The 25,557-nt window shown below is 66.3% G+C and carries 25 protein-coding genes and 1 pseudogene; 24 read left to right on the top strand and 2 right to left on the bottom strand.

What is annotated here, in order from left to right; translation table 11 throughout:
- Positions 1–18: 18 nt before the first annotated feature.
- From sucC to ABD024_RS13700, 3 genes are all read left to right on the top strand, one after another.
- Positions 19–1,299, top strand: a complete 1,281-nt coding sequence (gene sucC, locus ABD024_RS13710) for an ADP-forming succinate--CoA ligase subunit beta (RefSeq protein ID WP_343853610.1) — start codon at positions 19–21, stop codon at positions 1,297–1,299.
- Positions 1,300–1,310: 11 nt separating this feature from the next.
- The gene (gene sucD / locus ABD024_RS13705) at positions 1,311–2,183 is read left to right on the top strand and encodes a succinate--CoA ligase subunit alpha (RefSeq protein ID WP_343853608.1); all 873 of its coding nucleotides are present in this window, start codon (positions 1,311–1,313) and stop codon (positions 2,181–2,183) included.
- Between the two features lie 72 nt (positions 2,184–2,255).
- The gene (locus tag ABD024_RS13700) at positions 2,256–3,887 is read left to right on the top strand and encodes an NAD+ synthase (RefSeq protein ID WP_343853606.1); all 1,632 of its coding nucleotides are present in this window, start codon (positions 2,256–2,258) and stop codon (positions 3,885–3,887) included.
- Between the two features lie 87 nt (positions 3,888–3,974).
- On the opposite strand, the gene ABD024_RS13695 is transcribed toward ABD024_RS13700, so the two are convergent.
- Positions 3,975–4,841 carry an outer membrane protein assembly factor BamD gene (locus tag ABD024_RS13695; RefSeq protein ID WP_343853605.1) on the bottom strand — a complete coding sequence of 289 codons (867 nt, stop codon included), beginning with the start codon at positions 4,839–4,841 and terminating at the stop codon, positions 3,975–3,977.
- 71 nt (positions 4,842–4,912) lie between these two features.
- Between ABD024_RS13695 and rluD the strand changes: the two genes are divergently transcribed.
- From rluD to clpB, 3 genes are all read left to right on the top strand, one after another.
- Positions 4,913–5,887: a 23S rRNA pseudouridine(1911/1915/1917) synthase RluD gene (gene rluD / locus ABD024_RS13690; protein WP_343853603.1), complete on the top strand. Its 975-nt coding sequence runs from the start codon at positions 4,913–4,915 to the stop codon at positions 5,885–5,887.
- Positions 5,888–5,964: 77 nt separating this feature from the next.
- A complete protein-coding gene (gene pgeF / locus ABD024_RS13685; RefSeq protein WP_343853601.1) occupies positions 5,965–6,714 on the top strand; it encodes a peptidoglycan editing factor PgeF in 750 nt (249 codons plus the stop codon).
- A gap of 127 nt (positions 6,715–6,841) precedes the next feature.
- Positions 6,842–9,433: an ATP-dependent chaperone ClpB gene (clpB, locus tag ABD024_RS13680; RefSeq protein ID WP_343853599.1), complete on the top strand. Its 2,592-nt coding sequence runs from the start codon at positions 6,842–6,844 to the stop codon at positions 9,431–9,433.
- 114 nt (positions 9,434–9,547) lie between these two features.
- Here the strand turns inward: clpB and ABD024_RS13675 are convergent, their stop codons facing one another.
- Positions 9,548–10,279, bottom strand: a complete 732-nt coding sequence (locus tag ABD024_RS13675) for a CsgG/HfaB family protein (RefSeq protein WP_343853597.1) — start codon at positions 10,277–10,279, stop codon at positions 9,548–9,550.
- Between the two features lie 362 nt (positions 10,280–10,641).
- Between ABD024_RS13675 and ABD024_RS13670 the strand changes: the two genes are divergently transcribed.
- From ABD024_RS13670 to ABD024_RS13585, 18 genes and pseudogenes are all read left to right on the top strand, one after another.
- Positions 10,642–10,827: a hypothetical protein gene (locus ABD024_RS13670; RefSeq protein ID WP_343853595.1), complete on the top strand. Its 186-nt coding sequence runs from the start codon at positions 10,642–10,644 to the stop codon at positions 10,825–10,827.
- A gap of 330 nt (positions 10,828–11,157) precedes the next feature.
- Positions 11,158–11,451, top strand: coding sequence for an FmdB family zinc ribbon protein (locus ABD024_RS13665; protein WP_343853594.1), 294 nt, complete (start codon positions 11,158–11,160; stop codon positions 11,449–11,451).
- Positions 11,452–11,542: 91 nt separating this feature from the next.
- Entirely contained in the window at positions 11,543–12,136 is a 594-nt protein-coding gene (locus ABD024_RS13660) for a DUF3011 domain-containing protein (RefSeq protein ID WP_343853593.1), read from the top strand.
- 110 nt (positions 12,137–12,246) lie between these two features.
- The gene (aspS, locus tag ABD024_RS13655) at positions 12,247–14,019 is read left to right on the top strand and encodes an aspartate--tRNA ligase (protein ID WP_343853590.1); all 1,773 of its coding nucleotides are present in this window, start codon (positions 12,247–12,249) and stop codon (positions 14,017–14,019) included.
- 99 nt (positions 14,020–14,118) lie between these two features.
- Positions 14,119–14,754 (top strand): alpha/beta fold hydrolase, encoded by a 636-nt coding sequence (locus ABD024_RS13650; protein ID WP_343853588.1) that lies wholly within the window; start codon positions 14,119–14,121, stop codon positions 14,752–14,754.
- A gap of 98 nt (positions 14,755–14,852) precedes the next feature.
- The gene (locus ABD024_RS13645) at positions 14,853–15,587 is read left to right on the top strand and encodes a YebC/PmpR family DNA-binding transcriptional regulator (protein WP_343853585.1); all 735 of its coding nucleotides are present in this window, start codon (positions 14,853–14,855) and stop codon (positions 15,585–15,587) included.
- A 33-nt stretch (positions 15,588–15,620) separates the two neighbouring features.
- Positions 15,621–16,142 carry a crossover junction endodeoxyribonuclease RuvC gene (gene ruvC, locus ABD024_RS13640; RefSeq protein WP_343853583.1) on the top strand — a complete coding sequence of 174 codons (522 nt, stop codon included), beginning with the start codon at positions 15,621–15,623 and terminating at the stop codon, positions 16,140–16,142.
- A gap of 37 nt (positions 16,143–16,179) precedes the next feature.
- Positions 16,180–16,776, top strand: coding sequence for a Holliday junction branch migration protein RuvA (ruvA, locus tag ABD024_RS13635; RefSeq protein ID WP_343853581.1), 597 nt, complete (start codon positions 16,180–16,182; stop codon positions 16,774–16,776).
- Between the two features lie 17 nt (positions 16,777–16,793).
- A complete protein-coding gene (locus ABD024_RS13630; RefSeq protein WP_343854707.1) occupies positions 16,794–18,680 on the top strand; it encodes a potassium transporter Kup in 1,887 nt (628 codons plus the stop codon).
- Between the two features lie 117 nt (positions 18,681–18,797).
- Positions 18,798–19,847 carry a Holliday junction branch migration DNA helicase RuvB gene (gene ruvB / locus ABD024_RS13625; RefSeq protein ID WP_343853579.1) on the top strand — a complete coding sequence of 350 codons (1,050 nt, stop codon included), beginning with the start codon at positions 18,798–18,800 and terminating at the stop codon, positions 19,845–19,847.
- Positions 19,840–20,259 carry a tol-pal system-associated acyl-CoA thioesterase gene (gene ybgC / locus ABD024_RS13620; RefSeq protein WP_343853577.1) on the top strand — a complete coding sequence of 140 codons (420 nt, stop codon included), beginning with the start codon at positions 19,840–19,842 and terminating at the stop codon, positions 20,257–20,259. Before ruvB ends, ybgC begins: the two co-directional genes overlap by 8 nt.
- Before the next feature lie 34 nt (positions 20,260–20,293).
- Positions 20,294–20,980, top strand: coding sequence for a protein TolQ (gene tolQ / locus ABD024_RS13615; protein WP_343853575.1), 687 nt, complete (start codon positions 20,294–20,296; stop codon positions 20,978–20,980).
- A gap of 13 nt (positions 20,981–20,993) precedes the next feature.
- On the top strand, positions 20,994–21,446 hold the full coding sequence (gene tolR, locus ABD024_RS13610; RefSeq protein ID WP_343853573.1) for a protein TolR: 453 nt from the start codon (positions 20,994–20,996) through the stop codon (positions 21,444–21,446).
- Positions 21,433–22,377: a cell envelope integrity protein TolA gene (gene tolA / locus ABD024_RS13605; protein WP_343853571.1), complete on the top strand. Its 945-nt coding sequence runs from the start codon at positions 21,433–21,435 to the stop codon at positions 22,375–22,377. The genes tolR and tolA overlap by 14 nt, the downstream gene beginning before the upstream one ends.
- Positions 22,374–23,705 carry a Tol-Pal system beta propeller repeat protein TolB gene (gene tolB / locus ABD024_RS13600; RefSeq protein WP_343853568.1) on the top strand — a complete coding sequence of 444 codons (1,332 nt, stop codon included), beginning with the start codon at positions 22,374–22,376 and terminating at the stop codon, positions 23,703–23,705. Before tolA ends, tolB begins: the two co-directional genes overlap by 4 nt.
- A 246-nt stretch (positions 23,706–23,951) precedes the next feature.
- Positions 23,952–24,458, top strand: coding sequence for a peptidoglycan-associated lipoprotein Pal (pal, locus tag ABD024_RS13595; protein WP_343853565.1), 507 nt, complete (start codon positions 23,952–23,954; stop codon positions 24,456–24,458).
- Positions 24,458–25,318, top strand: a complete 861-nt coding sequence (gene ybgF, locus ABD024_RS13590) for a tol-pal system protein YbgF (protein WP_426698322.1) — start codon at positions 24,458–24,460, stop codon at positions 25,316–25,318. The genes pal and ybgF overlap by 1 nt, the downstream gene beginning before the upstream one ends.
- Positions 25,319–25,330: 12 nt before the next feature.
- Positions 25,331–25,557, top strand: a pseudogene (locus ABD024_RS13585) (7-carboxy-7-deazaguanine synthase QueE); the annotation flags it as partial.

Below are 25,557 nucleotides of genomic sequence, written 5' to 3'. Positions count from 1 at the left end.
TGCGCGGTATGGCCGGTTTTGTCTGGCTGCGCATCGTATGCCGGCAGCGCGTCCATCCGCCGTCCGATCTCCCTGACCCACGCTGACGTATATGCGTGCGGCCGCCATCGTTTCTCCGTTCGCTCGAGGTATCGAATGAATTTTCACGAATACCAGGCCAAAGAACTGTTCGCGCAGTACGGTATTGCCGTTCCGCCGGGCAAGGTCGCCAATTCTCCCGACGCTGCCGTCGATGCCGCCAAGGCATTGGGTGGCACGCAATGGATGGTCAAGGCGCAGATCCATGCCGGCGGCCGCGGCAAGTCCGGCGGCGTCAAGTTCTGCCGCAGCTTCGACGACGTGCGTGCCGCCGCCAAGGGCATGCTCGGCACCAACATGGAAACCTACCAGTCGGCCGGCCGCGCGCTGCCGGTGAACCTGGTGCTGGTGACCGACGCCACCGACATCGCCCGCGAGCTGTACCTGTCGATCCTGGTCGACCGCGACAGCAAGGCCGTCTCGTTCATCGCCTCCAAGCACGGTGGCGTGGACATCGAGCAGGTGGCGAAAGAGACGCCGGAAGACATCCACACCATCGTGATCGACTTCGTCGAGGGCCTGCAGCCGTACCAGTGCCGCCAGCTCGGTTTCGCGATGGACCTCAACGGCAAGCAGGTCAACCAGCTGACCAAGATCATGCTGGGCCTGTACAAGCTGTTCAACGAACAGGACCTGGCGCTGGTCGAGCTGAACCCGCTGGCTGTGCTGGAAGACGGCAACCTCGCCGCGCTCGACGGCAAGGTCAACTCCGACGACAACGCCGAGTACCGCCACCCGAACCTGGCCGCGATGCGCGACCTGACCCAGGAAGACGCGGCCGAAGCCGCGGCGGTGAAGTACAACCTCAACTACGTGACCATGGACGGCTCGATCGGCTGCATGGTCAACGGTGCCGGCCTGGCGATGGCCACGATGGACGTGATCAAGCTGGCGGGCGGCGAGCCGGCCAACTTCCTCGACGTCGGTGGCGGCGCCACCAAGGAGCGCGTGACCGAGGCGTTCAAGCTGATCCTGTCCTCGGACAAGGTGCGCTGCATCCTGGTCAACATCTTCGGCGGCATCGTGCGCTGCGACCTGATCGCCGAGGGCATCATCGCCGCGGTCAAGGAAGTGGGCCTGAAGATTCCCGTGGTGGTGCGCCTGCAGGGCACCAATGTCGATCAGGGCCGCGAACTGCTGGCCAATTCCGGCCTGGCGATCACGCCGGCGGATGATCTCAACGACGCGGCCCAGAAAGCCGTGGCTGCCGCGCAGGCCTGAGGAGTAATCGAATGAGCGTTTTGGTCAACAAGAACACCAAGGTGATCGTGCAGGGCTTCACCGGCCAGCAGGGCACCTTCCATGCACAACAGTGCCTCGACTACGGCACCCAGATCGTCGGCGGCGTGACTCCGGGCAAGGGCGGTTCCAGGCATATCGGCCTGCCGGTCTTCAACTCGGTCGATGAAGCCGTGCTCGAAACCGGCGCCGATGCGTCCGTCATCTTCGTGCCGCCGCCGTTCGCGGCCGACTCGATCCTCGAATCGATCGACGCCGGCATCAAGGTGATCGTGGCGATCACCGAAGGCATCCCGGTGCTGGACATGCTGCGCGTCAAGAACGTGCTGATGCAGCATCCGGAAATCGTGCTGATCGGGCCGAACTGCCCCGGCATCATCACCCCCGGCGAATGCAAGATCGGCATCATGCCCGGTCACATCCACCAGAAGGGCAAGGTCGGCGTGGTTTCGCGCTCCGGCACGTTGACCTATGAGGCGGTGTTCCAGACCACCAACGAAGGCCTCGGCCAGAGCACGGTGATCGGCATCGGCGGCGACCCGATCAACGGCCTCAGCTTCATCGACTGCCTGAAGTTGTTCCAGGACGACCCGCAGACCGAGGGCATCATCATGGTCGGCGAGATCGGCGGCAGTGCCGAGGAAGACGCCGCCGAGTTCATCGGCGAGTACGTGACCAAGCCGGTGGTGTCGTTCATTGCCGGCGCCTCGGCTCCGGCCGGCAAGCGCATGGGCCACGCCGGCGCGATCATCTCCGGCGGCAAGGGCACCGCGGCGGCGAAATTCGCCGCGCTGGAGAAGGCCGGCGTCACCACGGTGAAGTCGCCGGCCGATCTGGGCAAGGCACTTGCGAAGCTGATGAAGTAAGTCGGCCCGGTAGTGCTCTAAAATGCGAAGGCCGCGATTCATCGCGGCCTTCGTCATTTCTGGAGCACGTTCATGGCAAGGCTGCGTCTGGCACTGGCCCAATGCGATTTCCCGGTCGGTGCGGTGGCGGCGAATGCCGCCAAAGCCGGTGACCTGATCGCGCGGGCACGCACCGGCGGCGCCGCGCTGGTGGCGTTCCCCGAACTGACCTTGAGCGGCTACCCGCCGGAGGACCTGCTGTTGCGGCCGAGCTTCCTGGCCGCCTGCGACAGTGAGCTGGCCGCGCTGGCGGTGGCGACCAACGGCATCGCCGCCCTGGTCGGCCACCCGCACAGCGCGGGTGAGGTATTCAATGCGGCCAGCCTGCTGCGTGATGGCAAGGTGGAGTGCACCGCACACAAGCAGGCGCTGCCGAACTACGGCGTGTTCGACGACAAGCGCTATTTCCGCCCCGGCCACGCCTCGGTCACGACCGTGATCGACGGGGTGAGCGTGGGACTGCTGATCTGCGAGGACGTGTGGCAGCCGGAACCGGCGGCGCAGGCCGCGGCGGCCGGCGCCGAACTGCTGGTGGTGATCAACGCCTCGCCGTGGGACGAGCGCAAGCAGGCCGAGCGCGAAGCCATGCTGCAGGCGCGGGCGCGCGAAACCGGCTGCGCGGTCGCCTATCTCAACCTGGTCGGTGGCCAGGACGAGGTCGTCTACGACGGCGGCTCGATGCTGGTGAACGGCGACGGCTCGATCGCCGCGCGTGCGCCGGCCTTTGTCGATGCGTTGCTGTGGGCCGAGTTCGACCCGGCCGCGCGGACCTTGTCGGCGGAAGACTGGCCGGTTCCCGCCGACCGCTCACTGGAGGCGACGTTGTACGCGGCGCTGGTGCGCGGCACCCGCGACTACATCGACAAGAACGGCTTCGGCGGCGTGCTGCTGGGCCTGTCCGGCGGCATCGACTCCGCGCTGACGCTGGCACTGGCGGTCGACGCGCTGGGCGCGCAGCGGGTCACCGCGGTGATGATGCCCACCCGCTACACCTCGCAGCTGTCGCTGGACGGCGCGCGCGCGCAGGCCGAGCAACTGGGCGTGGACTACCACGTGATCGACATCGAGCCGACCTACCAGTCATTCATCGAGGCGTTGACCCCGGCGTTCGCCGGCAAGGGCGCCGACACCACTGAGGAAAACCTGCAGTCGCGTATTCGCGGCGCGATGCTGATGGCGCTGTCCAACAAGCACAGCCGGCTGCTGCTGGCGACCGGCAACAAGAGCGAGATGGCGGTCGGCTACGCGACCTTGTACGGCGACATGTGCGGTGCCTATGCGCCGCTGAAGGACGTGTACAAGACCGTGGTGTACCGGTTGTCGCGCTGGCGCAATGCGCAAGCGGCGCGTGCCGGCGAAGCCGAGCGGATCCCGCCGGCGGTGATCGAACGCCCGCCCTCGGCCGAACTGCGCGACAACCAGACCGACCAGGATTCGCTGCCGCCGTACGACGAACTGGACGCGATCCTCGAACGCTTTATCGAGCGCGAGCAGTCGCAGGCGGAGATCGTGGCGCAAGGTTTCCATGCCGACGTAGTGCGCCGGGTGGTGCGGCTGGTGCTGTTGAACGAGTTCAAGCGCCGGCAGTCGGCGCCGGGCCCACGCGTGACCACCCGCGCATTCGGCCGCGAGCGGCGCTATCCCATCACTTCCGGTTGGCATTGACTCGCCCGGGCGGGCGCCACCTTGCAGCTGGGCCACAAAAAAGCCGGCGATCACTCGCCGGCTTCCTGTTTCAGCTGATCTGGGGTGTCAGTGATGCCCCGAGAACGGCACCAGCTTGCGCAGCGTGGAGGGCGCACGCGGCCACTTGGCGTCGGTCAGGTAGGGGTGGTTCGGGTAGTTCAGCGCCAGCACCTGGCGGCTCTGGTCGGCCAGGGTCTTCTGGTCCAGCGCCAGGTAGCTGCGGGTGAGGATGGCCAGCGCATCGCCGGCCTGCGGGGCCTGCTGGTAGTGCTCGACCACGTACTGCGCGCGATCGGCCGCGGCGATGTAGGCCTTGTTGCGCAGGTAGAACTCGGCCACGTTGATCTCGTACTGGGCCAGTATGTTGCGCAGGTAGATCATGCGCTGGCGTGCGTCGGCGGTGTAGGCACTGTCCGGGAAGCGGCGCGACAGCTCGGAGAAGTCGTCGAACGACTGCAGGTTGTAGCCCTGGTCGCGGCGCGCCTGCGAGCCTTCGCGGTTGATGTAGCGCTCGATCACGCCGCTGGTGCGATCGAAATTGATCAGGCCGCGCAGGTAATAGGCATAATCGACGTGCTTGTTGGTCGGATACGTCTTGATGAAGCGGTTCACGGTCGACAAGGCATCATCCGGCTGGTTGTCCTTGTACTGCGCGTAGGCCAGCTCGAGTTGGGCCTGCTCGTTGTACTCGCCCGACGGGAAACGCGCGATCAGGCGCTGGTAGGCCTTGGCGGCGGCCGCGTAGTCGGCGTTTTGCAGCGAGGCATGCGCGTTGTCGTACAGCGCGACCAGCGGCATCGTGTCGATGGACTCGCGTTTCGACTTGAACATCGAACATGCGCTCATCGACACGACGAGCGCGAGCACCACAAGCACTTTCAGAACGGGCAATTTGGACATCGGCAGCTTGGGCGAGTCGATTGTTGGGCGCATAAGGAAAGAATTCAGATGTTTGAGCGAAAAGGCATGATAGCCGAAACCGGCCACAGCTCGTGGAGGCCGACATGACCACGATCCGGCATGAGGCGGAGGTGCCGCGGGGCGCGGCGGGACGCAGGTTCGACCAGGCCGTGGCCGAGATGTTCCCCGATTATTCGCGTTCGCGGCTCAGCGGCTGGATCAAGTCCGGCGCGATGACCCTGGATGGCGTACAGGCACCACCGCGGCAGCTGCTGCGTGGCGGCGAGCAGGTGTGCCTGCAGGTCGAGCTGGAAAACGAGGTGTCCAGCGCGCCGGAGGACATCGCGCTGACCATCGTGCACGAGGACGCGCACCTGCTGGTACTGGACAAGCCGGCCGGGCTGGTGGTCCATCCTGGCGCCGGCAATCCGGCCGGCACCCTGCTGAACGCGCTGCTGCACCATGATCCGAAGCTGGCCGAACTGCCGCGGGCCGGCATCGTGCACCGGCTGGACAAGGACACTTCCGGCCTGATGGTGGTGGCGCGGACGCTGCCGACGTACACCGCGCTGGTCGACCTGCTGTCGCGGCACGAAGTGGAACGCCAGTACGAGGCGGTGGTGCTGGGCACGATGGTGGCCGGCGGCACGGTGGATGCACCGATCGGCCGCAGCATGGGCGACCGCCTGCGCCAGGCGGTGCGCGACGAGGAGGACGGCAAACGCGCGGTGACCCATTACCGCCTGCGCGAGCGTTTCCGGGCGCACAGCCTGCTGCAGTGCCAGCTGGAGACCGGCCGTACCCACCAGATTCGCGTGCATCTGGCGCATACCGGCCATCCGCTGGTCGGCGACCCGCTGTACGGCGGCGGCCTGAAGTTGCCCAAGGGCGCCTCGGCGGAGTTGGTTGCCGCGCTGCGCGGATTCCGCCGGCAGGCGCTGCATGCCGAGAAGCTGTCGTTCATCCATCCGGCCACCGGCGAGCCGCTGTCGTTCGGCGCGGAGCGGCCAGCCGATCAACTGGCACTGATCGAGGCACTGCGGGCGGATCTGGCCGAGCACGGCTCGGATCACTATTGAGGGAGCAAGCGGGAACCGGGGCGGCGGGTATGCGATGCTTTCCCGACTCCCCATCCCCGACTCCCGATTTCCGGAAAATGACCGATACCTGGATCTTCCCCGACTGGCCGGCTCCGTCACGGGTCCATGCGACGATCACCACTCGCTTGGGACCGGGCATCTCGGCGCCACCGTTCGACCGCTTCAACCTCGGCCTGCGCAGCGGTGATTCGATCGACGCGACCCTGTCCAACCGCAGCTCGATGCAGCAGGCGCTGCGCCTGCCGTCCGCACCGCGCTGGCTGCGCCAGGTGCATGGCGTCAACGTGGCCGAACTGGGGCCGCTGCCCAGTGCCGACGAGCCGCAGGCGGATGCGGCGGTGTCGCACATCCCCGGTACGGTGCTTTCGATCCTCACCGCCGACTGCCTGCCGGTGCTGTTCTGTGCCGACGACGGCAGCGAGATCGGTGCGGCGCATGCCGGCTGGCGCGGTCTGGCCGGCGGCGTGCTGGAAGCTACCCTGAGCCAGCTGCAGACACCCCCGTCGCGCTTGCTGGCATGGCTGGGGCCGTGCATCGGCGCTGCCTCATACGAGGTGGGTGAGGAGGTGCGCAGCGCCTTCGTGGCGTCCGATGCCGGCGCTGCGAGCTGCTTCGTGGCGACCCGCGCCGGGCACTGGTTGTGCGACCTGGCCGCGCTGGCGCAGCGCCGCCTGCAGGCAGCCGGCGTGCGACGCATCCATGGCGGCGGCTTCGATACGCTGGCCGACGCGCGCTTCTACTCCTATCGCCGCGACGGTGCCCGCAGCGGCCGGTTCGCCAGCCTGATCTGGCTGGCCGACAGCTGAGCGCCACCGCGGTCTTGACGCGACGTCGTCATGCCGTTTGCTTGAATCGGTCTCCGTTGTCCGCATCTCACCGGGCAGTGGCGGAGCTGCCCGCCGAAACCTTTCACCTCGTGCGGAGGATCATTCGATGCGGATGGACAAACTCACCTCGCGATTCCAGCAGGCGCTGGCCGATGCGCAATCGCTGGCCGTGGGCCGCGACAACAACATGCTGGAACCGGCGCATGTGATGGCGGCGCTGCTGAACCAGCAGGGCGGCTCGACCGCACCGCTGCTGGCCCAGGCCCAGGTCAACGTGCCGCTGCTGACCCAGCGCGTCAACGACATGCTGGAACGGCTGCCTCGGGTCAGCGGGCAGGAAGGCAACATCAACCTGGGCAACGACCTCAACCGCCTGCTCAACCTCACCGACAAGCTGGCGCAGCAGCGTGGCGACCAGTTCATCGCCAGCGAGCTGTTCGTGCTGGCCGCGCTGGACGACAAGGGCGAGCTGGGCGCGGCATTGAAGGCCGCCGGGGCGAACAAGGCCAATCTGGAAGCCGCGATCGAAAAACTGCGCGGCGGCGAGAAGGTGCAGAGCGAGAACGCCGAGGAACAGCGCCAAGCGCTGGAGAAATACTGCATTGACCTCACCGCGCGCGCCGAGTCGGGCAAGCTCGACCCGGTGATCGGTCGCGACGAGGAGATCCGCCGCACCATCCAGGTGCTGCAGCGGCGCACCAAGAACAACCCGGTGCTGATCGGCGAACCCGGCGTGGGCAAGACCGCGATCGTCGAGGGGCTGGCCCAGCGCATCATCAAGGGTGAAGTGCCCGAAGGTTTGCGCGATCGCCGCGTGCTGGCGCTGGACATGGGCGCACTGATCGCCGGTGCGAAATTCCGCGGCGAGTTCGAGGAGCGCCTGAAGGCGGTGCTGAGCGACCTTTCCAAGCAGGAAGGCCGGGTGATCCTGTTCATCGACGAGCTGCACACCATGGTCGGCGCCGGCAAGGCCGAGGGCTCGATGGATGCGGGCAACATGCTCAAGCCGGCGCTCGCGCGCGGCGAGTTGCACTGCATCGGCGCCACCACGCTGGACGAATACCGCAAGTACGTCGAGAAGGACGCCGCGCTGGAGCGCCGCTTCCAGAAAGTCTTCGTGGGCGAACCGTCGGTGGAAGACACCATCGCGATCCTGCGCGGGCTGAAGGAACGCTACGCCGTGCACCACGGCGTCGAGATCACCGACCCGGCGATCGTCGCCGCGGCCACGCTGTCGCACCGCTACATCGCCGACCGTCAGCTGCCGGACAAGGCGATCGACCTGATGGACGAGGCCGCCTCGCGCATCCGCATGGAGATCGACTCCAAGCCGGAGGAACTCGATCGGCTGGAGCGCCGGCTGATCCAGCTGAAGATCCAGCGCGAGATGCTGAAGAAGGAAAAGGACAGCGAGTCGAAGCAGCGGCTGGCCGACCTGGAAACCGACATCGGCAAGCTGGAGCGCGAGTTCTCCGACTTGAACGAGATCTGGAAATCCGAGAAGGCCGCGCTGCAGGGCACGACCCGGGTGAAGGAGCAGATCGAGCAGGCGCGGCAGGAGCTGGACGCCGCCCAGCGCCGACAGGACTACGCCAAGATGAGCGAGATCCAGTACGGCGAGCTGCCGGCATTGGAAAAGCAGCTGGCCGCGGCGCAGGCCGCCGAGACGCAGGACTTCACGCTGGTGCAGACCCGCGTCACCGCCGAGGAGATCGCCGAGGTGGTCAGCCGCTGGACCGGCATCCCGGTCAGCAAGATGCTCGAGGGCGAGCGCGAAAAGTTGCTGCACATGGAAGACCAGCTGCACAAGCGCGTCGTTGGCCAGGACGAAGCGGTGCATGCGGTGTCCGATGCGATCCGCCGCTCGCGCGCCGGCCTGTCCGATCCGAACCGGCCGAACGGCTCGTTCCTGTTCCTCGGCCCTACCGGCGTGGGCAAGACCGAGCTGTGCAAGGCGCTCGCGGAGTTCATGTTCGACACCACCGACGCGATGGTGCGCATCGACATGAGCGAGTTCATGGAGAAGCACTCGGTCAGCCGGCTGGTCGGCGCGCCGCCGGGCTATGTGGGCTACGAGGAAGGTGGCTATCTGACCGAGGCGGTGCGCCGCCGGCCGTACAGCGTGATCCTGCTGGATGAGGTGGAGAAGGCACACCCGGACGTATTCAACATCCTGCTGCAGGTGCTCGACGACGGCCGCCTTACCGATGGCCAGGGCCGCACCGTGGATTTCCGCAACACCGTCATCGTGATGACCTCGAACCTCGGCTCGCAGATGATCCAGGATGCCGCGGAGAATGGCGGCGATGCGGAGGAGCAGTACACCCAGATGAAGGCGTCGGTAATGGGCGTGGTGCAGGCGCACTTCCGGCCCGAGTTCATCAACCGGCTCGATGAGATCGTGGTGTTCCGCCCGCTCGACAAGACGCAGATCCGTGCGATCGCGCGCATCCAGCTGACCTATCTGGACAAGCGCCTGGCCGAGCGCCAGCTGAAGCTGGACGTCAGCGACGATGCGCTGGCCCTGCTCGGTAACGTCGGCTTCGACCCGGTGTACGGGGCGCGGCCGCTGAAGCGCGCGATCCAGCAGCAGTTGGAGAACCCGCTGGCAAAGCAGATCCTCGAAGGCCGCTTCCAGTCAGGTGATACGGTGACGGTCGCCGCCGAGGGCGGACAGCTGGTCTTTCGCAAGTCCTGAAGCCGCGCGAGCAGGCTGCAGGCCCGAACGAAGCAGGGCCATCCTTTTACCGGATGGCCCTGTCAGTCGACGCCTCGTGCCCGCTCGATTCTTCGAGCGGGTACGATCTGTTCTTCAGTCGAGGTCGAGCACCTTCTTGCTGCTGTCGCGACGGCGCTGTTCCTTCTGCTGGTAGCGGGCTTCGCAACCATCGCGCTTGACCATCGTGCAGTCGAGGTAGTCGGTCGCTTCGATCAAGGCCGCGCGCACTGCCTTGCTGGCTGGGGTTTTCTTCGAATGGGCGAAGTCGCCGCCCACGCCGCTGACGTAGCCGCGCAGGTTCACCCCGCCGCTGGAGCTGCGCCCCTCGACGGTGCGCGAGTACACCACTTCGGAGGTTTCCGCATCGATCACCCGCAGGTCGATGGCGATATACGCCTCGGACTTGCCGCCACCCACGCGGAAACCGGCGATGTTCAGTCCGCCGTCGGTATTGGAGGTGTCTTCGGTGTAGGCGGCAACGCTGCCGGTGATCAGGTACTGGGCGCCGGTGATGTTGCCGCTGTGCGGAGTGCTGCCCGGGCGCATGCGGGAGGAGGCGGCCAGGTCCTGCTCGGCCAGCACGGCGTCGATCTTCTGCCGTTCGATCACCTTGAAGTCGCCGGTGGCGCTCAGTTCGTTGCTGAGTACGTCGGCGAGCTGGTTGCCGACATCGCCGTTCCACCAGTTGGCGGAACTGGTCTGGTTGGTGAAGTCGATCACGGCGACGGTCATCGTTGGCGCCTCGCGGGCGATCGCGTCACCGCCCACGGTCAATGCCAGCGCCAGTGCGGTACCCAGCATGCTTGCATAGTTTGCAGGTTTCATGAAATTCCCCTCAGGTTGATGGCGTGGTACCGCTCCCTGTCAACACCGACCCAGCGCTGGGTGTCGGCGCACTTGCGTCGTGACAGGCCGTATCCGTGATCCCCTGCTGCCGCCGGATGGCGGGCGCCGCGCGGGCGTGAGATGAGGCTGCGCGGGCACAGGGGGATGCTGTACATGTCGGATTGACGTGTCAAGTGACGAAGCGTTGCCGTTCGTCAGGTAGCTTGAGCGGGGCGATTATCCGTAATCGTCGGGCCTGTGGCTGTCAGCGTTGGCGGCATAAGCTGTCAGCGAAGCCCTTCGATGGACAGGGCGGGATCCGATGTCTGCGCGAGGCGTCCCTGCATTCGGGGACGCGTGCAATGAAAAGCCCCGGTCTGGCCGGGGCCCGGGTTCATTCTGTGGTGCGGGCCCACCGGCGATATGCCGCCCTGCCGCAGATGCAGACGCCGTTGAAACCGAGCGGCGAACTCTACGGCAGGATGCCCGTGGTGCTGTTGGTGGCGATCACCCTTCCGCCTCTTTGGGGAAATGGCGGCCGCCAGTGACACCGGGGAAGCCATGCCGAAACGATCGGGTTGGAACGTTTGCTCATGGGAACTCTCCAGGCTCATAGGTCACTGTGGCTCGGCAACTGCGGAATGGTGACGTGCCATTGCTTAGGAAATAGACGTATGGACGTCCATAAGTTCAAATACCGAGACAGCATCTATTGGCGGTGCATGAGGCTGACAACCTGAGCCGCGGTTGCCTCCAGTTTGCAGGCTGCTGCTGGGGGCGAGCGTCACCATGCAACGTCGGGTACGTTGAAATCCGTCCGTGTACCCCGATAATGGCGTGTTGTCGGCCCCACGTTGGTCGGCGTGCCCGGAGTTTCCATGCCCATCTACGAATTCGAATGCAGCCATTGCGGTCATCGCTTCGACCGCCTGCAGAAGTTGTCCGATACCGATCCCACAGTTTGCCCCGCCTGCGATGCGCCGCACCTGCGGCGGATGGTCAGCGCGCCGTCGTTCCGGCTCGCCGGCAACGGCTGGTACGAAACCGATTTCAAGAAGAGCGGGGAGAAGAAGCACAACCTGGCCGATGGTGGTGGTGCCGAGACCAAGCCCGCCGCCAGCGTGCCGGCGGCGCCCCCAGCGCCCGCGGCAAAGCCCGCCGGCGGCGACTGACCCTCGGCGCAAGTCGCCGCATGGGCGATGTTCAAGCTGGGTTTGGTTAGTCTGCGATAGCGTTGACGGCAACTTCCCGGGGGACAGGCACATGCATCTTTCATCCAGACTTCTGCTCGGCGTCGTGGCGACTCTGTTCGGCGCGCTGTCGTTGCCGACGGCATCCCTTGCCCAGTCGCGGCAGGATGATGCGGCGATCCGCTGCGAAAGCACCAATGGCAAATTCAACCGTTGTGCCATGCCGTGGCGTGACGCCCGGCTGGTCCGGCAGGAATCGAAGGGTGCCTGCGTCCGCGGGGAGAGCTGGGGCGTGGACCGCCAAGGTCTGTGGGTCGATCGCGGCTGTCGCGGCCTGTTCGCGGCCTCGTCCGACCGCCGTGACTATCGCGATGAACGTCCGGGTTACGGCGATGACGGCCGCTACGACGATCGCGCCGATGGCGATCGGCGCGGCGGCTGGCAGCCGGGCCCGGGCTGGGATCGGCAGATCCGCCTGCAGTGCGACAGCAACAAGAAGCGCTACCAGATGTGCCAGGTCGACGTCGGTCGCCGTGGGCGCGTGCGGTTGGTGCAGCAGATGTCCGATACCCGCTGCACTGAGGGTTACAGCTGGGGCTGGAACCGCGCCGGCGTGTGGGTGAACCACGGCTGCCGCGGCCAGTTCGTGGTCGACCGCCGCTGGTGAGCGGTTCCGGGCCGGCCGGCTCGGAGCCCCGCCTGCCGCTGCGGTGGTAACATTCCGGGTCTTTTCCATCTGTTTCGGCCGCCCTGCGGCCCGCCCGGAGTTTCAAGCGCATGCGCACGCATTACTGCGGCCTCATCGATGAGTCGCTGATCGGCCAGACCGTCACCCTGTGCGGCTGGGTCAACAAGATCCGCCTGCAGGCCCACGTCGCCTTCGTCGACCTGCGTGACCACGAAGGCCTGGCCCAGGTGGTGATCGAGCGTGAGAACGCCGCGGCGTTCGCCGTCGCCAACGAGATCGGCAACGAGTACTGCCTGCGCGTCACCGGCACGATCCGCCCGCGGCTGTCGGTCAACGACAAGCTGAAGACCGGCACGATCGAGCTGGTGGCCGACACGGTGGAGGTGCTCAACGCCGCGAAGGATCTGCCGTTCGCGCTGCACGAGAATCCGAACGAGGACATGCGGATGACCTACCGCTACCTCGACCTGCGCCGCCCCGAGATGCAGGCAATGATGCGCAAGCGCATCCGTCTGGTGCAGGCGCTGCGCCGTTATCTGGACGAGCGCGGTTTCCAGGACGTGGAGACGCCGATCCTGACCAAGGCCACGCCCGAAGGCGCGCGCGACTACCTGGTGCCCAGCCGCGTGCATCCGGGCCAGTTCTACGCGTTGCCGCAGTCGCCGCAGCTGTTCAAGCAGATCCTGATGGTGGCCGGCTTCGACCGCTACTACCAGATCGCGCGCTGCTTTCGCGACGAGGACCTGCGCGCCGACCGCCAGCCGGAGTTCACCCAGCTCGACCTGGAGTTCGCCTTCGTCGAGGAAAAGGACGTGCAGGACTTCGTGGAGGAACTGATCCGCCACGTGTTCAAGGAAGTGCAGGGCGTCGAACTCGATGCCACGTTCCCGCGCATGACCTGGGCCGAGGCGATGCGTCGCTTCGGTTCGGACAAGCCGGACTTGCGCATCGCGCTGGAGCTGGTCGACGTCGCCGACGCGGTGAAGCACATCGAGTTCAAGGTGTTCGCCGAACCGGCGAACGACGCCGGCGGCCGTGTTGCCGCGCTGCGCGTGCCCGGCGGCAGCACGCTGTCGCGCAAGGACATCGATGTGCTGACCGAATACGCCTCGCGCTATGGCGCCAAGGGCCTGGCCTGGCTCAAGGTCGAGGACCTGGCGAAAGGCCGCGAGGGAATCAGCTCGCCGGTGGCGAAGTTCCTCGACGACGCGGCGCTGGATGGCGTGCTCCAGGCCACTGCGGCACAGAGTGGCGACATCGTGTTCTTCGGCGCCGGTGCGTGGAAGACCGTCACCGACTTCATGGGCGCGCTGCGGCTCAAGCTCGGCAAGGATCGCGGCCTGGTCGAGGACAGCTGGAAGCCGCTGTGGGTCACCGACTTCCCGATGTTCGAGTACGACGCCGAGGCGCAGCGCTTCGTCGCCTTGCATCATCCGTTCACCGCGCCGAAGGTGGATGACGCCGCGCAGCTGCGCGCCGACCCGCACAACGCGGTGAGCCGCGGTTACGACATGGTGCTGAACGGCAACGAGATCGGTGGTGGCTCGATCCGCATCCACCGGCCGGAGATGCAGAGCACGGTGTTCGAGCTGCTCGGCATCAGTGCCGAAGAGGCCGAGATGAAGTTCGGCTTCCTGCTGAAGGCGCTGAAATTCGGCGCGCCGCCGCACGGCGGCCTGGCGTTCGGCATCGACCGCATCGCCGCGCTGCTGGCCGGCACCGAGTCGATCCGCGACGTCATCGCGTTCCCCAAGACCACCAGCGCGCAGGACCTGATGACCGACGCACCGTCGCCGATCGCCCCGACACAGCTGAAGGAACTGCACGTGCGGGTGCTGGGCGACGAGGCGGCGGGCACCTGACCCCGCGCGCCCTCAGGGCCGGCGCCGGGTCGGCCATGCGCGTGCAGTTGCCGGCGGCGTTGCCGTTTCTTCCACTTCGCGTCGGGTGTCATTCGCCTCATGTCTGATCACGTGATCCTCCTGCACGGCCTGTGGATGCGCGGTTTCGCGCTGTCCCTGCTGCACCGGCGGCTGATCGAGGCGGGTTTTCGCGTGCACCGCTTCGATTACCTGAGCGTGGCGGCAACCCAGCAGCGCATCCTGGATCGCTTGCAGGCACGCATGACCGCGTTGGCCGGGGAGGCTGATGCGGTGCACCTGGTCGGCCACAGTCTCGGTGGCCTGCTGGCCTTGCGCGCTTGTCTCGATGCCGAGCTGCCGCCTGGCCGCATCGTATGCCTGGGGTCGCCGCTGAAGGGTAGCGCCGCCGCGCGCGGCTTCGCCGCCTGGGGGCGGGGCGGCGAGGTGCTGTTGGGGCATAACCGCGAATTGCTGCAGCAGGGTTTCGAACGCTGGGACGGGCCGCGCGAGGTCGGCATGATCGCCGGTCGCATGCCGCTCGGTCTCGGCGCCATGCTCGGCCATTTCGTCGGCGAGCACGACGGCACCGTGGCGGTCGAGGAAACCCGCCTGGCCGGACTGGCCGCGCACTGCGTGGTCGAGGCGAACCATACCGGCCTGCTGTTCTCGCAGGAGGTGGCGCGGCTGGTGGCGGAATTCCTGCGCCACGGGCGGTTCACGGGGTTGCCGGGTTGAGGCGTCTTGTCGCGGCACGGCGAGGCCCTGCCGCCGGCACGACGGCCGAATTCAGGTAAAATTGGCCGCTTGTCCAATCGCTTCGTGCAGGAATCGTCATGGGTAGAGGCCCGTCCATCGAAGGTCGCAAGAACGCCGAAGACGCCAAGCGCGCCAAGGTGTTCACCAAGCTGATCCGCGAGATCACCGTCGCCACGCGCGCCGGGGTGGCTGACCCTGGCGGCAACCCGCGCCTGCGCGCAGCGATCGACAAGGCGTTGTCGGCGAACATGACTCGCGACACCATTGATCGCGCGGTCAAGCGCGGCTCCGGTGTCGACGGCGGTGCCGACATGCAGGAGCTGCGTTACGAAGGCTACGGCCCGGCCGGCATCGCGCTGATCATCGACAGTTTCACCGACAACCCCACCCGCACCGTGGCGGACGTGCGCTACGTGCTGGCCAAGCACGGCGGCAATCTCGGCACCTCGGGCTCGGTGGCGTTCCAGTTCACCCGTTGCGGCGAGCTGGTGTTCGCCACCGGCGGCGACGCGGCGGCCGAGGAAAAGGTGCTGGAGGCGGCACTGGAAGCCGGCGCCGACGACGTGCTCAACGAACATGGCGAGAGCATCGTGCTGTGCTCGCCGGAGAACTTCGAGGCGGTGCAGCAGGCCCTCATCGCCGCCGGTCTGAGTGCCCAGCACGCTGGCGTGGTGATGCGCCCGAACAACCGCATCGAGGTGCCGGAGGAGGCGCTGGAGCAACTGCTCGACCTGCTCGAGAAGCTCGACGCGCTGGACGACGTGAGCGAGGTGTCGCACAACGCCTTGCTGCCCTCCGGGACGGCCGAATAAGTCGGGGGCCACGCGCCTTCGCATCGCATCGTGATGACCCGCATTATCGGCATCGATCCCGGCAGCCAGCGCACCGGCGTGGGCATCATCGACGTGGACGAGGTGGGCAGGCTCACCCACGTCTTTCATGGGGCGCTGGCGGTGGCCGGCGAGGCCACGTTCCCGCTGCGCCTGAAACGCATCTTTGACGAACTGTGTGACATCATCGCCACGCATCAGCCCGTCGAGTGCGGGATCGAGCGCGTGTTCATGGCGCGCAATCCGGATTCGGCATTGAAGCTTGGACAGGCGCGCGGCGCCGCCATTTGCGCGGTGGTCAGCCAGGGGATCGTGGTGCACGAATACGCAGCAACCGAAGTGAAGCAGTCCGTGGTCGGCAGCGGTCGCGGCGACAAGACCCAGGTACAGCACATGATCGGCGTGCTGCTCGGCCTCAAGGGGCCGCTGCAGGCCGATGCCGCCGATGCGCTGGCGGTGGCGGTGACGCATGCGCACACCCGCGCCAGCCTGATCCGCGTCGGTATTCCGCGCACCGCCTGGAGGCGCCGCCGATGAAGGCGTCGTCGACGGATATGCACTGGAGGCGGCGCCGGTGATCGGACGTCTGCGCGGCATCCTGATAAGCAAGCAGCCACCGTCCTTGCTGGTCGAGGTCGGCGGCGTCGGCTACGAGGTCGAGGCGCCGATGTCGACGATTTACGACCTGCCGGGCCTCGGCAAGGAAGTGGTCCTGCTCATCCATCACGCGGTGAAGGAAGACAGCATCACGCTGTACGGTTTCCTGCATGAGAGCGAACGCACGCTGTTCCGCAACCTGCTGAAGGTCAGCGGGATCGGCGCGAAGATCGCGCTGGCGGTGCTGTCCGGCGTGTCCACCGACCATTTCGCGCGGCTGGTGCATGCCGGCGACGTGGTCGCGCTGACCAAGATTCCCGGCATCGGCAAGAAGACCGCCGAACGCATCGTGGTGGAACTGCGCGATCGTCTCGATGGCATGTCCGCCATTCCCGGCGCCACGCCGCGTGCGGCCGGCGCGCCGCTGGATGCCGCCGGCGAAGCGACCGTGGCGTTGCAGCAGCTGGGCTACAAGCCGGTCGAGGTGAGCCGGCTGGTGCAGAAGGTCGCCGCCGAGGGCGACGACGCCGAAGCGATCATCCGCAAGGCCCTGCGCGCGGCGCTCGGGAGCTGATCGTGGAACAGCAGGCCATGCAGGGCGAATCGCCGGCCGAGACCCGGCGCCGGTTGCGAACGCTGGCGCTGGGTGCGATCGGCGTGGTGTTCGGCGACATCGGCACCAGCCCGTTGTACACCATGAAGGAAACCCTCGGCACGCACGGCATGACGCCGACCGAGCCGGCGGTGCTGGGGGTGCTGTCGCTGGTGTTCTGGTCGCTGATCATGGTGGTGTCGCTGAAATACGTCACCTTCGTGATGCGCGCGGACAACAAGGGCGAAGGCGGCATCATGGCGCTGATGGCGCTGGCGCAGCGCTCGATGAGCGGCTCGGCGCGGTCGCGCTGGGTGCTGGCCGGCTTCGGCATCTTCGGTGCCGCATTGTTCTACGGCGACGGCGTGATCACCCCGGCAATCTCGGTACTCGGCGCGGTCGAGGGCCTGCAGGTCGCTGCGCCCGGCCTGGGCAAGTACGTGGTATGGATCGCGCTGGTGATCCTGCTCGGCATGTTCGCGGTGCAGCGGCATGGCACGCACAAGGTCGGCAAGGCGTTCGCGCCGGTGATGACGCTGTGGTTCGTGGTGCTGGCGGTGCTCGGCACGCGTCAGATCATCGCCAATCCGCAGGTGCTGTACGCGGTCAACCCGCTGCATGCGGTGCGCTTCTTCCTCAGCCACGGCAATACCTCGTTCATCGCGCTCGGCGGCGTGGTGCTGGCGCTGACCGGCGCCGAAGCGTTGTATGCCGACATGGGCCACTTCGGCAAGAAACCCATCCGGCTGGCCTGGTTCGGCTTCGTGCTGCCGGCGCTGCTGCTCAACTATTTCGGCCAGGGCGCGCTGCTGCTGGGCGACCCGCTGGCGATCTCCAGCCCGTTCTACCTGATGGTGCCCGCGCCGCTGCTGTACCCGATGATCGTGCTGTCGGCCGCGGCGGCGGTGATCGCGTCGCAGGCGGTGATCTCCGGCGCGTTCTCGATGACCCGCGAGGCGATGTCGCTGGGCTATTCGCCGCGGCTGGCGGTGGTGCACACCTCGCGCGAGATGTCCGGGCAGATTTTCGTGCCGTGGGTCAACCGCATGCTGATGGTGCTGGTGATCCTGGCGGTGCTCGGTTTCCGCAGTTCCGACAACCTGGGCGCCGCCTACGGCATCGCGGTGACCGGTACCATGACCATGACCACCTTGCTGGCGCTGGTGGTGGCACGCAAGCGCTGGCACTGGAGCTGGCCGACGGTGGTGCTGGTCGGCGTGCTGTTCCTGATCATCGATCTGTCGTTCTTCGGCGCCAATCTGCTCAAGGTCGCCCACGGCGGCTGGTTCCCGCTGGTGCTGGGCGTGGTGCTGTTCAGCGTGATGACGACCTGGCGCCGCGGCCGCGAGCTGGTGGTGCGCGAGATCAAGCAGGGCGGGCTGGCGCTGGCACCGTTCATCGAGAACATCGCCGAGCACCCGCCGCTGCGCGTGCCGGGCACGGCGATCTTCCTCACCGCGAACCAGCATGCCGTGCCGCACGCGCTGCTGCACAACCTCAAGCACAACAAGGTGCTGCACGAACGCAACGTGCTGCTGACGGTGGAGACGCTGGAAACGCCGGTGGCCGACGCCGACGAGCGCATCGCGATCACCCCGATGGCCGGCAACTTCTTCGGGCTGGAGCTGCGCTTCGGTTTCGCCGAGGATCCGAACATCCCGCTGGCGCTGACCCAATGCACGCGCGAGGGCCTCGGCTTCGACATGATGGACACCACCTTCTTCCTGTCGCGCGAGACCATCGTGGCCGACGTGCGCCGCCCCGGCATGGCGCTGTGGCGCGACAAGCTGTTCGCGTTCCTGTCGCGCAATGCACTGCCGGCCACCGCGTTCTTCCAGATTCCCGGCAACCGGCTGATCGAACTCGGTGCCCAGGTCGAGATCTGATCTGGCCTGTGGGAGCCCGCTTGCGGGCGATGCCTCAGCTCCGATGCCCATCGAAACCAGAGCATCGCCCGCCAGCGGGCTCCTACAAGTGCATGACGAGCCTGCCATAATCCCCGCATGACCGAAGCCCGCATCATCACCGCCGCTGCCCAGCTCGACGACGAAGCGCTGGAAGCCACCATCCGGCCGAAGCGGCTGGCCGAGTACCTCGGCCAGCAGGCGGTGCGCGAGCAACTGTCGATTTATATCGAGGCGGCCAGGAAACGCGGCGGCGCGCTGGACCACGTGCTGATCTTCGGTCCGCCGGGCCTGGGCAAGACCACGCTCAGCCATGTCATCGCGAACGAGCTGGGGGTCAACCTGCGCTCCACCTCTGGCCCGGTGCTGGAGCGCGCCGGCGACCTCGCCGCACTGCTGACCAACCTGGAGGCGAACGACGTGTTGTTCGTCGACGAGATCCATCGCCTGTCGCCGATCGTCGAGGAGGTGCTGTATCCCGCGATGGAAGACTTCCAGATCGACATCATGATCGGCGAAGGCCCGGCCGCGCGCTCGATCAAGCTGGACCTGCCGCCGTTCACCCTGATCGGCGCGACCACCCGCGCCGGCATGCTCACCGCGCCGTTGCGCGACCGCTTCGGCATCGTGCAGCGGCTGGAGTTCTATACCGCCGACGAGCTCACCGCGATCGTGCGCCGCGCAGCGAAGATCCTCGGCATCGTCTGCGCGCCGGAAGGGGCGCAGGAAATCGCCCGCCGCTCGCGTGGCACGCCGCGCATCGCCAACCGCCTGCTGCGCCGGGTGCGCGACTACGCCGAAGTGCGCGCCGGCGGCGAGATCACGCTGGCCGCGGCGCGCGCCGCGCTGGACATGCTGAAGATCGACCCGGAAGGCTTCGACGAGCTGGACCGGCGCCTGCTCGGCCTGATCATCGAGAACTTCGACGGCGGCCCGGTCGGGGTGGAATCACTGGCCGCCGCGCTGAGCGAGGACCGCGGCACGCTGGAGGACGTGGTCGAACCGTACCTGATCCAGCAGGGTTTCCTGGTGCGCACCGCCCGCGGCCGCATGGTCAGCGCCAGGGGCTGGCGCCATTTGGGGCTGACCCCGCCGCCGCGGCAGACGCCGCCCGCCGACCTGTTCGATCTCGGAAGCGACGATGCCTGAAGCCGCTGCCAAGCCGCCCTTCAGCTGGAAGGTACGGGTCTACTGGGAAGACACCGACGCCGGCGGCGTGGTCTATCACGCCGGCTACCTGCGCTTCATGGAGCGCGCCCGCAGCGAGTGGATGCGCGCGCTCGGCGTCGACCAGATGGCGTTCAAGCAGGCCACCGGACTGGCCTTCATGGTGCGCGACATGCACATCGACTTCCTCAGGCCAGCCCTGCTGGATGATGAACTGTCGGTAACGGTCGAAGTCAAAGAACGGCGCGCAGCCAGTATCCTGTTCACCCAAGTGATCACGAAGACGGACGGCAGCTGCCTGATCCGCGCAAGCGTGCGGGTGGCCTGCGTCGACCTTCAGCGCATGCGGCCGGCACCGATTCCGGCCGATCTGATCCCGCAACCCGCACCCTAGACAACCAAGCCGACTGGCGGAGAACCTGCAAGCAATGAACGGTGGACTGAATGTATTTTCGCTGGTCGCGGATTCGAGCGTGCCGGTAAAGCTGGTGCTGCTGATCCTGCTGGTGTTCTCGTTCCTGTCGTGGGTGATCATCATCCGCAAGTACTCGCAGACCAAGGCGGCGATGGAGAATGCCGAGGAGTTCGAGGAGCGCTTCTGGTCCGGCGGCGACCTGGCCCAGCTGTTCCGCGAGGTCAGCAACCGCAACGGTGGCACCGGCGGCATCGAGAACATCTTCGAGTCGGGCTTTCGCGAGTTCGCGCGCCAGCGCCAGCGCAAGACCCACGATACGCGCAGCGTGATCGAGGGCTCCGAGCGCGCCATGCAGGTGACTGGCACGCGCGAGATCGGCTTGCTCGAGCGCAACCTGGAATTCCTCGCCAACGTTGGATCGATCAGTCCGTACGTGGGCCTGTTCGGCACCGTGTGGGGCATCATGGGCGCGTTCCAGGGCCTGGGCGACATGAAGGACGTGACCATTGCGGTGGTCGCGCCGCACATCTCCGAGGCGCTGATCGCCACCGCGATGGGCCTGTTCGCGGCGATCCCGGCGCAGTGGGCGTACAACCGCTACGCCACCAAGGTCGAGCGCATCGCTTCGCGCTACGACGTGTTCCAGGAGGAGTTCTCCTCCGTGCTGCAGCGGCAGATCCAGACCGACGACGTCGCCTGAGCGGAGAGCAGCCATGCGAACCTCCGGGCGCCAGCGGCGCTACAAGCTCAAATCCGAAATCAACGTGGTGCCGTACATCGACGTGATGCTGGTGCTGCTGATCATCTTCATGGTCACCACGCCGATGATGAAATCCAATGTCGACGTGAACCTGCCGCAGGCCGATGCGAAGTCGCTGCAGCAGAAGAAGGATCCGGTCATCGTCACCGTGAAACAGGATGGTCAGCTTTTCCTGACACTGCCTGGTGCAGAAAAGGAACTGCTGGACGCTGTCGCGCTGCAGACCAAGGTGGGTGCCTTCGTGCGCGCGAATCCCGACGTCAACGTGCTGGTGGCCGGCGACGATCAGGGCCACTACGGCGGCGTGGTCGAGATTCTGGCCGACCTGCAGCAGGCCGGCGTGGCCAAGGTGGGCCTGATGGCCCAGCCCGTGCAGGGCAAGAGCACGTCCAATGGACGAAAGTAAGGCGACGCCGAAGGCGGTCGTTCTTTCCGCCATCCTGCACATCGGCATCGTGGGGTTTCTGTTCCTCGCGGTGTTGCCGTGTTCGAGCTATGAAAATGTCTTCAACGCGCTGCACCTGCCGGCGTGGATGAATCCGATCACCTGCGCGAAGCCGCTGGAGCTGCAGGGGCAGATCATCGAGGCGACCCTGATCGGCCCCACCGGCAGCCCGCCACCGAAGGCGGTGAAGGTCAAGCCGGTGCCCAATTCCACCCCGCCACCGCCGACGGTGCCGCCGCCGACCCCACCGCCGCCCGAGACGCCGCCGGTGAGCGCGCTGCCGCCGCCGCCCAAGCACGTCGACGTGAAGGACCAGGAGCGCGTGGTCGAGGATGCCGCGCAGAAGGCCGAAGAGGCCAAGCAGCTACAGGAAGAGAAGGAGCGCCAGCGCCAGTCCGAACTGGATGCGGAAGCGGCCAAGAAGAAGGCGGAACAGAAGAAGAAGCTCGACGCGCTGTTCGCCAAGATGGACGCCGCGTCGGCCCAGACCAAGCAGCTGGACAACAAGGCGAAGCAGGCCCGGCAGCAGTTGGAAGACCTGAAGAACGCGCAGGACGACGGCCAGCCCGACCTGCCGGCCGCGGCGCAGCGCCAGACCGGCAACAACAGCCAGAACAGCAACCTCGCCGACGAATACGCGGCGGCCATTCAGAATGCGGTCACGCCGAACTGGTTAAGGCCGGATAACATACCGGCAGTTCCGTGTCAGGTTCATATCGTGCAGTCGCCCGGCGGTGACGTGATGAGTGCCACCGTCGATTCCAGCTGCCCGTATGACGATGCTGGCCGGCGTTCGGTCGAGAATGCAGTACTGCGCACCAAGACCTTGCCCTACAAGGGCTTTGAAAGCGTGTTCCAGCGCAACCTCACCTTCACCTTCAGGCCGCAATGATCAAGCCCATGCGCAAATTCAGCTCAAGCTTCGCCGTCATCCTGCTGGCCGTGGTGGCGTTGTTCGCCGGTCCGGCCGCCGCCCAATCGCTGAATGTCGACATCGTAGGTGGGGTCAAGACCGCCACCCCGATCGTGGTCGTGCCGTTCGCGCAGGCCGGCGGGGCGCCGTTGTCGACCGACATCGCGGACGTGATGCGCAACGATTTCAACCGTTCCGGCAAGTTCCGCTCGCTGGCCAAGAGCGACATCGTGGAATTCCCGTCCAAGGGGTCGGACATCAAGTTCGCGACCTGGCGTCTGCTCAAGCAGGACTACATCGTGGTCGGCAACGTCCAGGATGCCGGCAACGGCATGGTGCAGGTCGAGTACGAACTGTGGGACGTCAACAAGCAGCAGAGCCTGCTGCACCAGCAGATGCCGCCGGCACCGGTGGGTGACCTGCGCAGCGTGGCGCACCAGATTGCCGATGTCGTCTACGAGAAGATCACCGGCGTGCGCGGCGCCTTCTGGACCCGCATCGCCTACATCACCGCGGTCGGCCTGGGCAACAACACGACCTATTCGCTGCTCGTGGCCGATTCGGACGGCTACAACCCGCAGGTGGTCGCGCGCTCGAAGGAATCGCTGCTGTCGCCGTCGTGGTCGCCGGATGGTCGGAAGATCGCCTACGTCTCGTTCGAGAGCGGCAATTCGTCGATCTACGTGCAGGACATCACCACCGGTTCGCGCCAGCTGGTGGCCGCCCATGCCAGGGGCATCAACGGCGCACCGGCATGGTCGCCGGACGGCAGCAAGCTGGCGGTGGCGCTGTCCTACGTCGGCAACCTCGAATTGTTCGTGCTGGACGTCGCCAGCCGCCACGAAACCCGGTTGACCAACAGCCTGGCGATCGACACCGAGCCGGTCTGGGCACCCGACGGCCAGAGCATCTATTTCACTTCCGACCGTTCCGGCCGGCCGCAGATCTACCAGGTTCCGGCCAGCGGCGGCACGCCGCAGCGGATCAGCTTCCAGGGCCAGAACAACGCGAACGCCTCGGTAAGCTACGACGGCAAGCAGATCGCGATGGTGCAGGGCAACGGGAACGTGTATCGTATTGTCATCATGGATCGCAGTCTGGGTGACCAGGTGCGCTCCCTCTCGCCGGGCCCGATCGACGAGTCCCCGAGTTTTGCTCCGAATGCCAGCATGCTGCTGTATGCCGCTACTGAAGGACGTCGCGGCGTGTTGTACGCCGTATCGGCTGACGGTCTGGTCCGCCAGCGCCTCGTACTTTCCGATGGCGACGTGCGCGAACCCGCCTGGGGGCCATACCGGCAACGTTGATTTTCATGCTGCTGCACGCAAGTGCGGCAGCATAATGCCCAGGGACTGGGCCCGGACAGCGCCTTTGGGCGCGTTTCGGTTTCCGGCTGTGGCGCCTTGCCGCGTCATGGCCAGTCAGAGCGATAGTGCAGCGTCACGCACTGTCGATCTTTCAAGCGTCAAAATAACAGCCGGTCGACCGGCGTCGCTGTCCCGTAACCTCAGTCGTCATCGTTTGTCGGAACTCAACTCGTAAGGAACGTCACCATGAATAAGACCGTTCGCGTCGCCCTGGTTGCCCTGCTCTGCGTAGGCGCGGCCGCTTGCTCCAAGAAAGCAGAAGTCAAACCGCAGCCCGCTCCGGAGCAGACCGCTCCGACCCAGGCCCCCGTGTCTGATGGCAAGTACACCCCTGCCGACCTCGATACCGATGCCTGCCTGCGTCAGCGCGTCGTGTACTTCGACTTCGACAAGACCGAGATCAAGCCGGAGTTCCAGCAGATCATGGCGTGCCACGCCAAGTACCTGCAGGACCGCCCGACCTCGCACATCCGTCTCGAAGGCAACACCGACGAGCGCGGCACCCGCGAGTACAACCTCGGCCTCGGCGAGCGTCGTGGCAATGCCGTCTCAGACGCGCTGCAGGCCAACGGTGGCTCGGCCAGCCAGCTCGAAGTGATCAGCTACGGCAAAGAGAAGCCGGTGTGCCGTGAGCACAACGAGGATTGCTGGAGCAAGAACCGCCGCGTCGAGATCGTCTACACGGCGCAGTAATGATGAAGCGACTGGCTAACAGCTTTGCAGCCAGGCTCAGCATGGCGGGCGCAATCGCGTCCGCCATGCTGTTCGCGTTCCCGGCATTCGCGCAGGACTCGCGATTGAGTCTCGCCGATCGCGTCACGCGGCTGGAACAGCAGGCACAGAACAAGGACCAGTCCGGTACCGGCATGGTCAACCAGATGCAGCAGTTGCAGTCACAGGTGCAGCAGTTGCAGGGACAGATCGAGGAACTGCAGCACCAGTTGCAGACGCTCGATGACAAGAACAAGGCCCAGTACACCGACCTCGACGCCCGCATGGGCCGTCTCGAGGGAGGCAGTGCGGGCGCCGCCGCGACAGGCAACAACCCGCAGGCGCAGGCCGGCAATCCGGCCGCCGCGGCCAGTGTCGCCGCTGCCGCCAGCAACACGGCGGCCAACCAGCCGCCGGCCACGGCCGGCAGTGCCGCCGCCGCCGGCGATCCAGCTGCAGCCCAGGCCGCCTACGACGTGGCCTTCAAGGCGATTCGCGCGGGCAATTACGTGGAGGCTTCGCGCGAGTTCCGCAGCTTCATCCAGCAGTACCCGAACCATGCGCTGGCGCCGAATGCCTGGTACTGGCTCGGCGAGTCGTATTACGCCACCACCAATTATCCGGTTGCGCTGGAGTCGTTCCAGCAGTTGCTCAGCCAGTTTCCGCAGAGCGACAAGGCTCCCGACGCGCTGCTCAAGGTCGGCTACAGCCAGCTGGAGCTCAAGCAGACCGTGGCGGCCAAGGCTACGCTGACCCAGGTCACCACCAAATACCCGGGTTCCAAGGTGGCCAGCCTGGCCCAGGAACGCCTGCAGCGCCTGCAACTGCAGTCGGGCAACTGAGCAGGTAGCGATATGGGCGGCAATGACGCACGCGAGGCGTCCGGCACGCCTGCCGTTGCCGAACGCTTGCGCATCACCGAGATCTTCCACTCGATCCAGGGCGAGGCTGATGCGATCGGCTGGCGCACCGTGTTCGTGCGCCTCACCGGCTGTCCGCTGCGCTGTGTCTGGTGCGACACCGAGTACTCGTTCTACGGCGGCAACTGGCACGCGATCGACGACATCCTCGCCGAGGTCGC

The organism is Rhodanobacter soli (assembly GCF_039523495.1).
Classification (GTDB): Bacteria; Pseudomonadota; Gammaproteobacteria; order Xanthomonadales; family Rhodanobacteraceae; genus Rhodanobacter; species Rhodanobacter soli.
The sequence above is the reverse complement of the archived record's forward strand: the minus strand, read 5'-3'. Positions and strand labels throughout refer to the sequence as shown.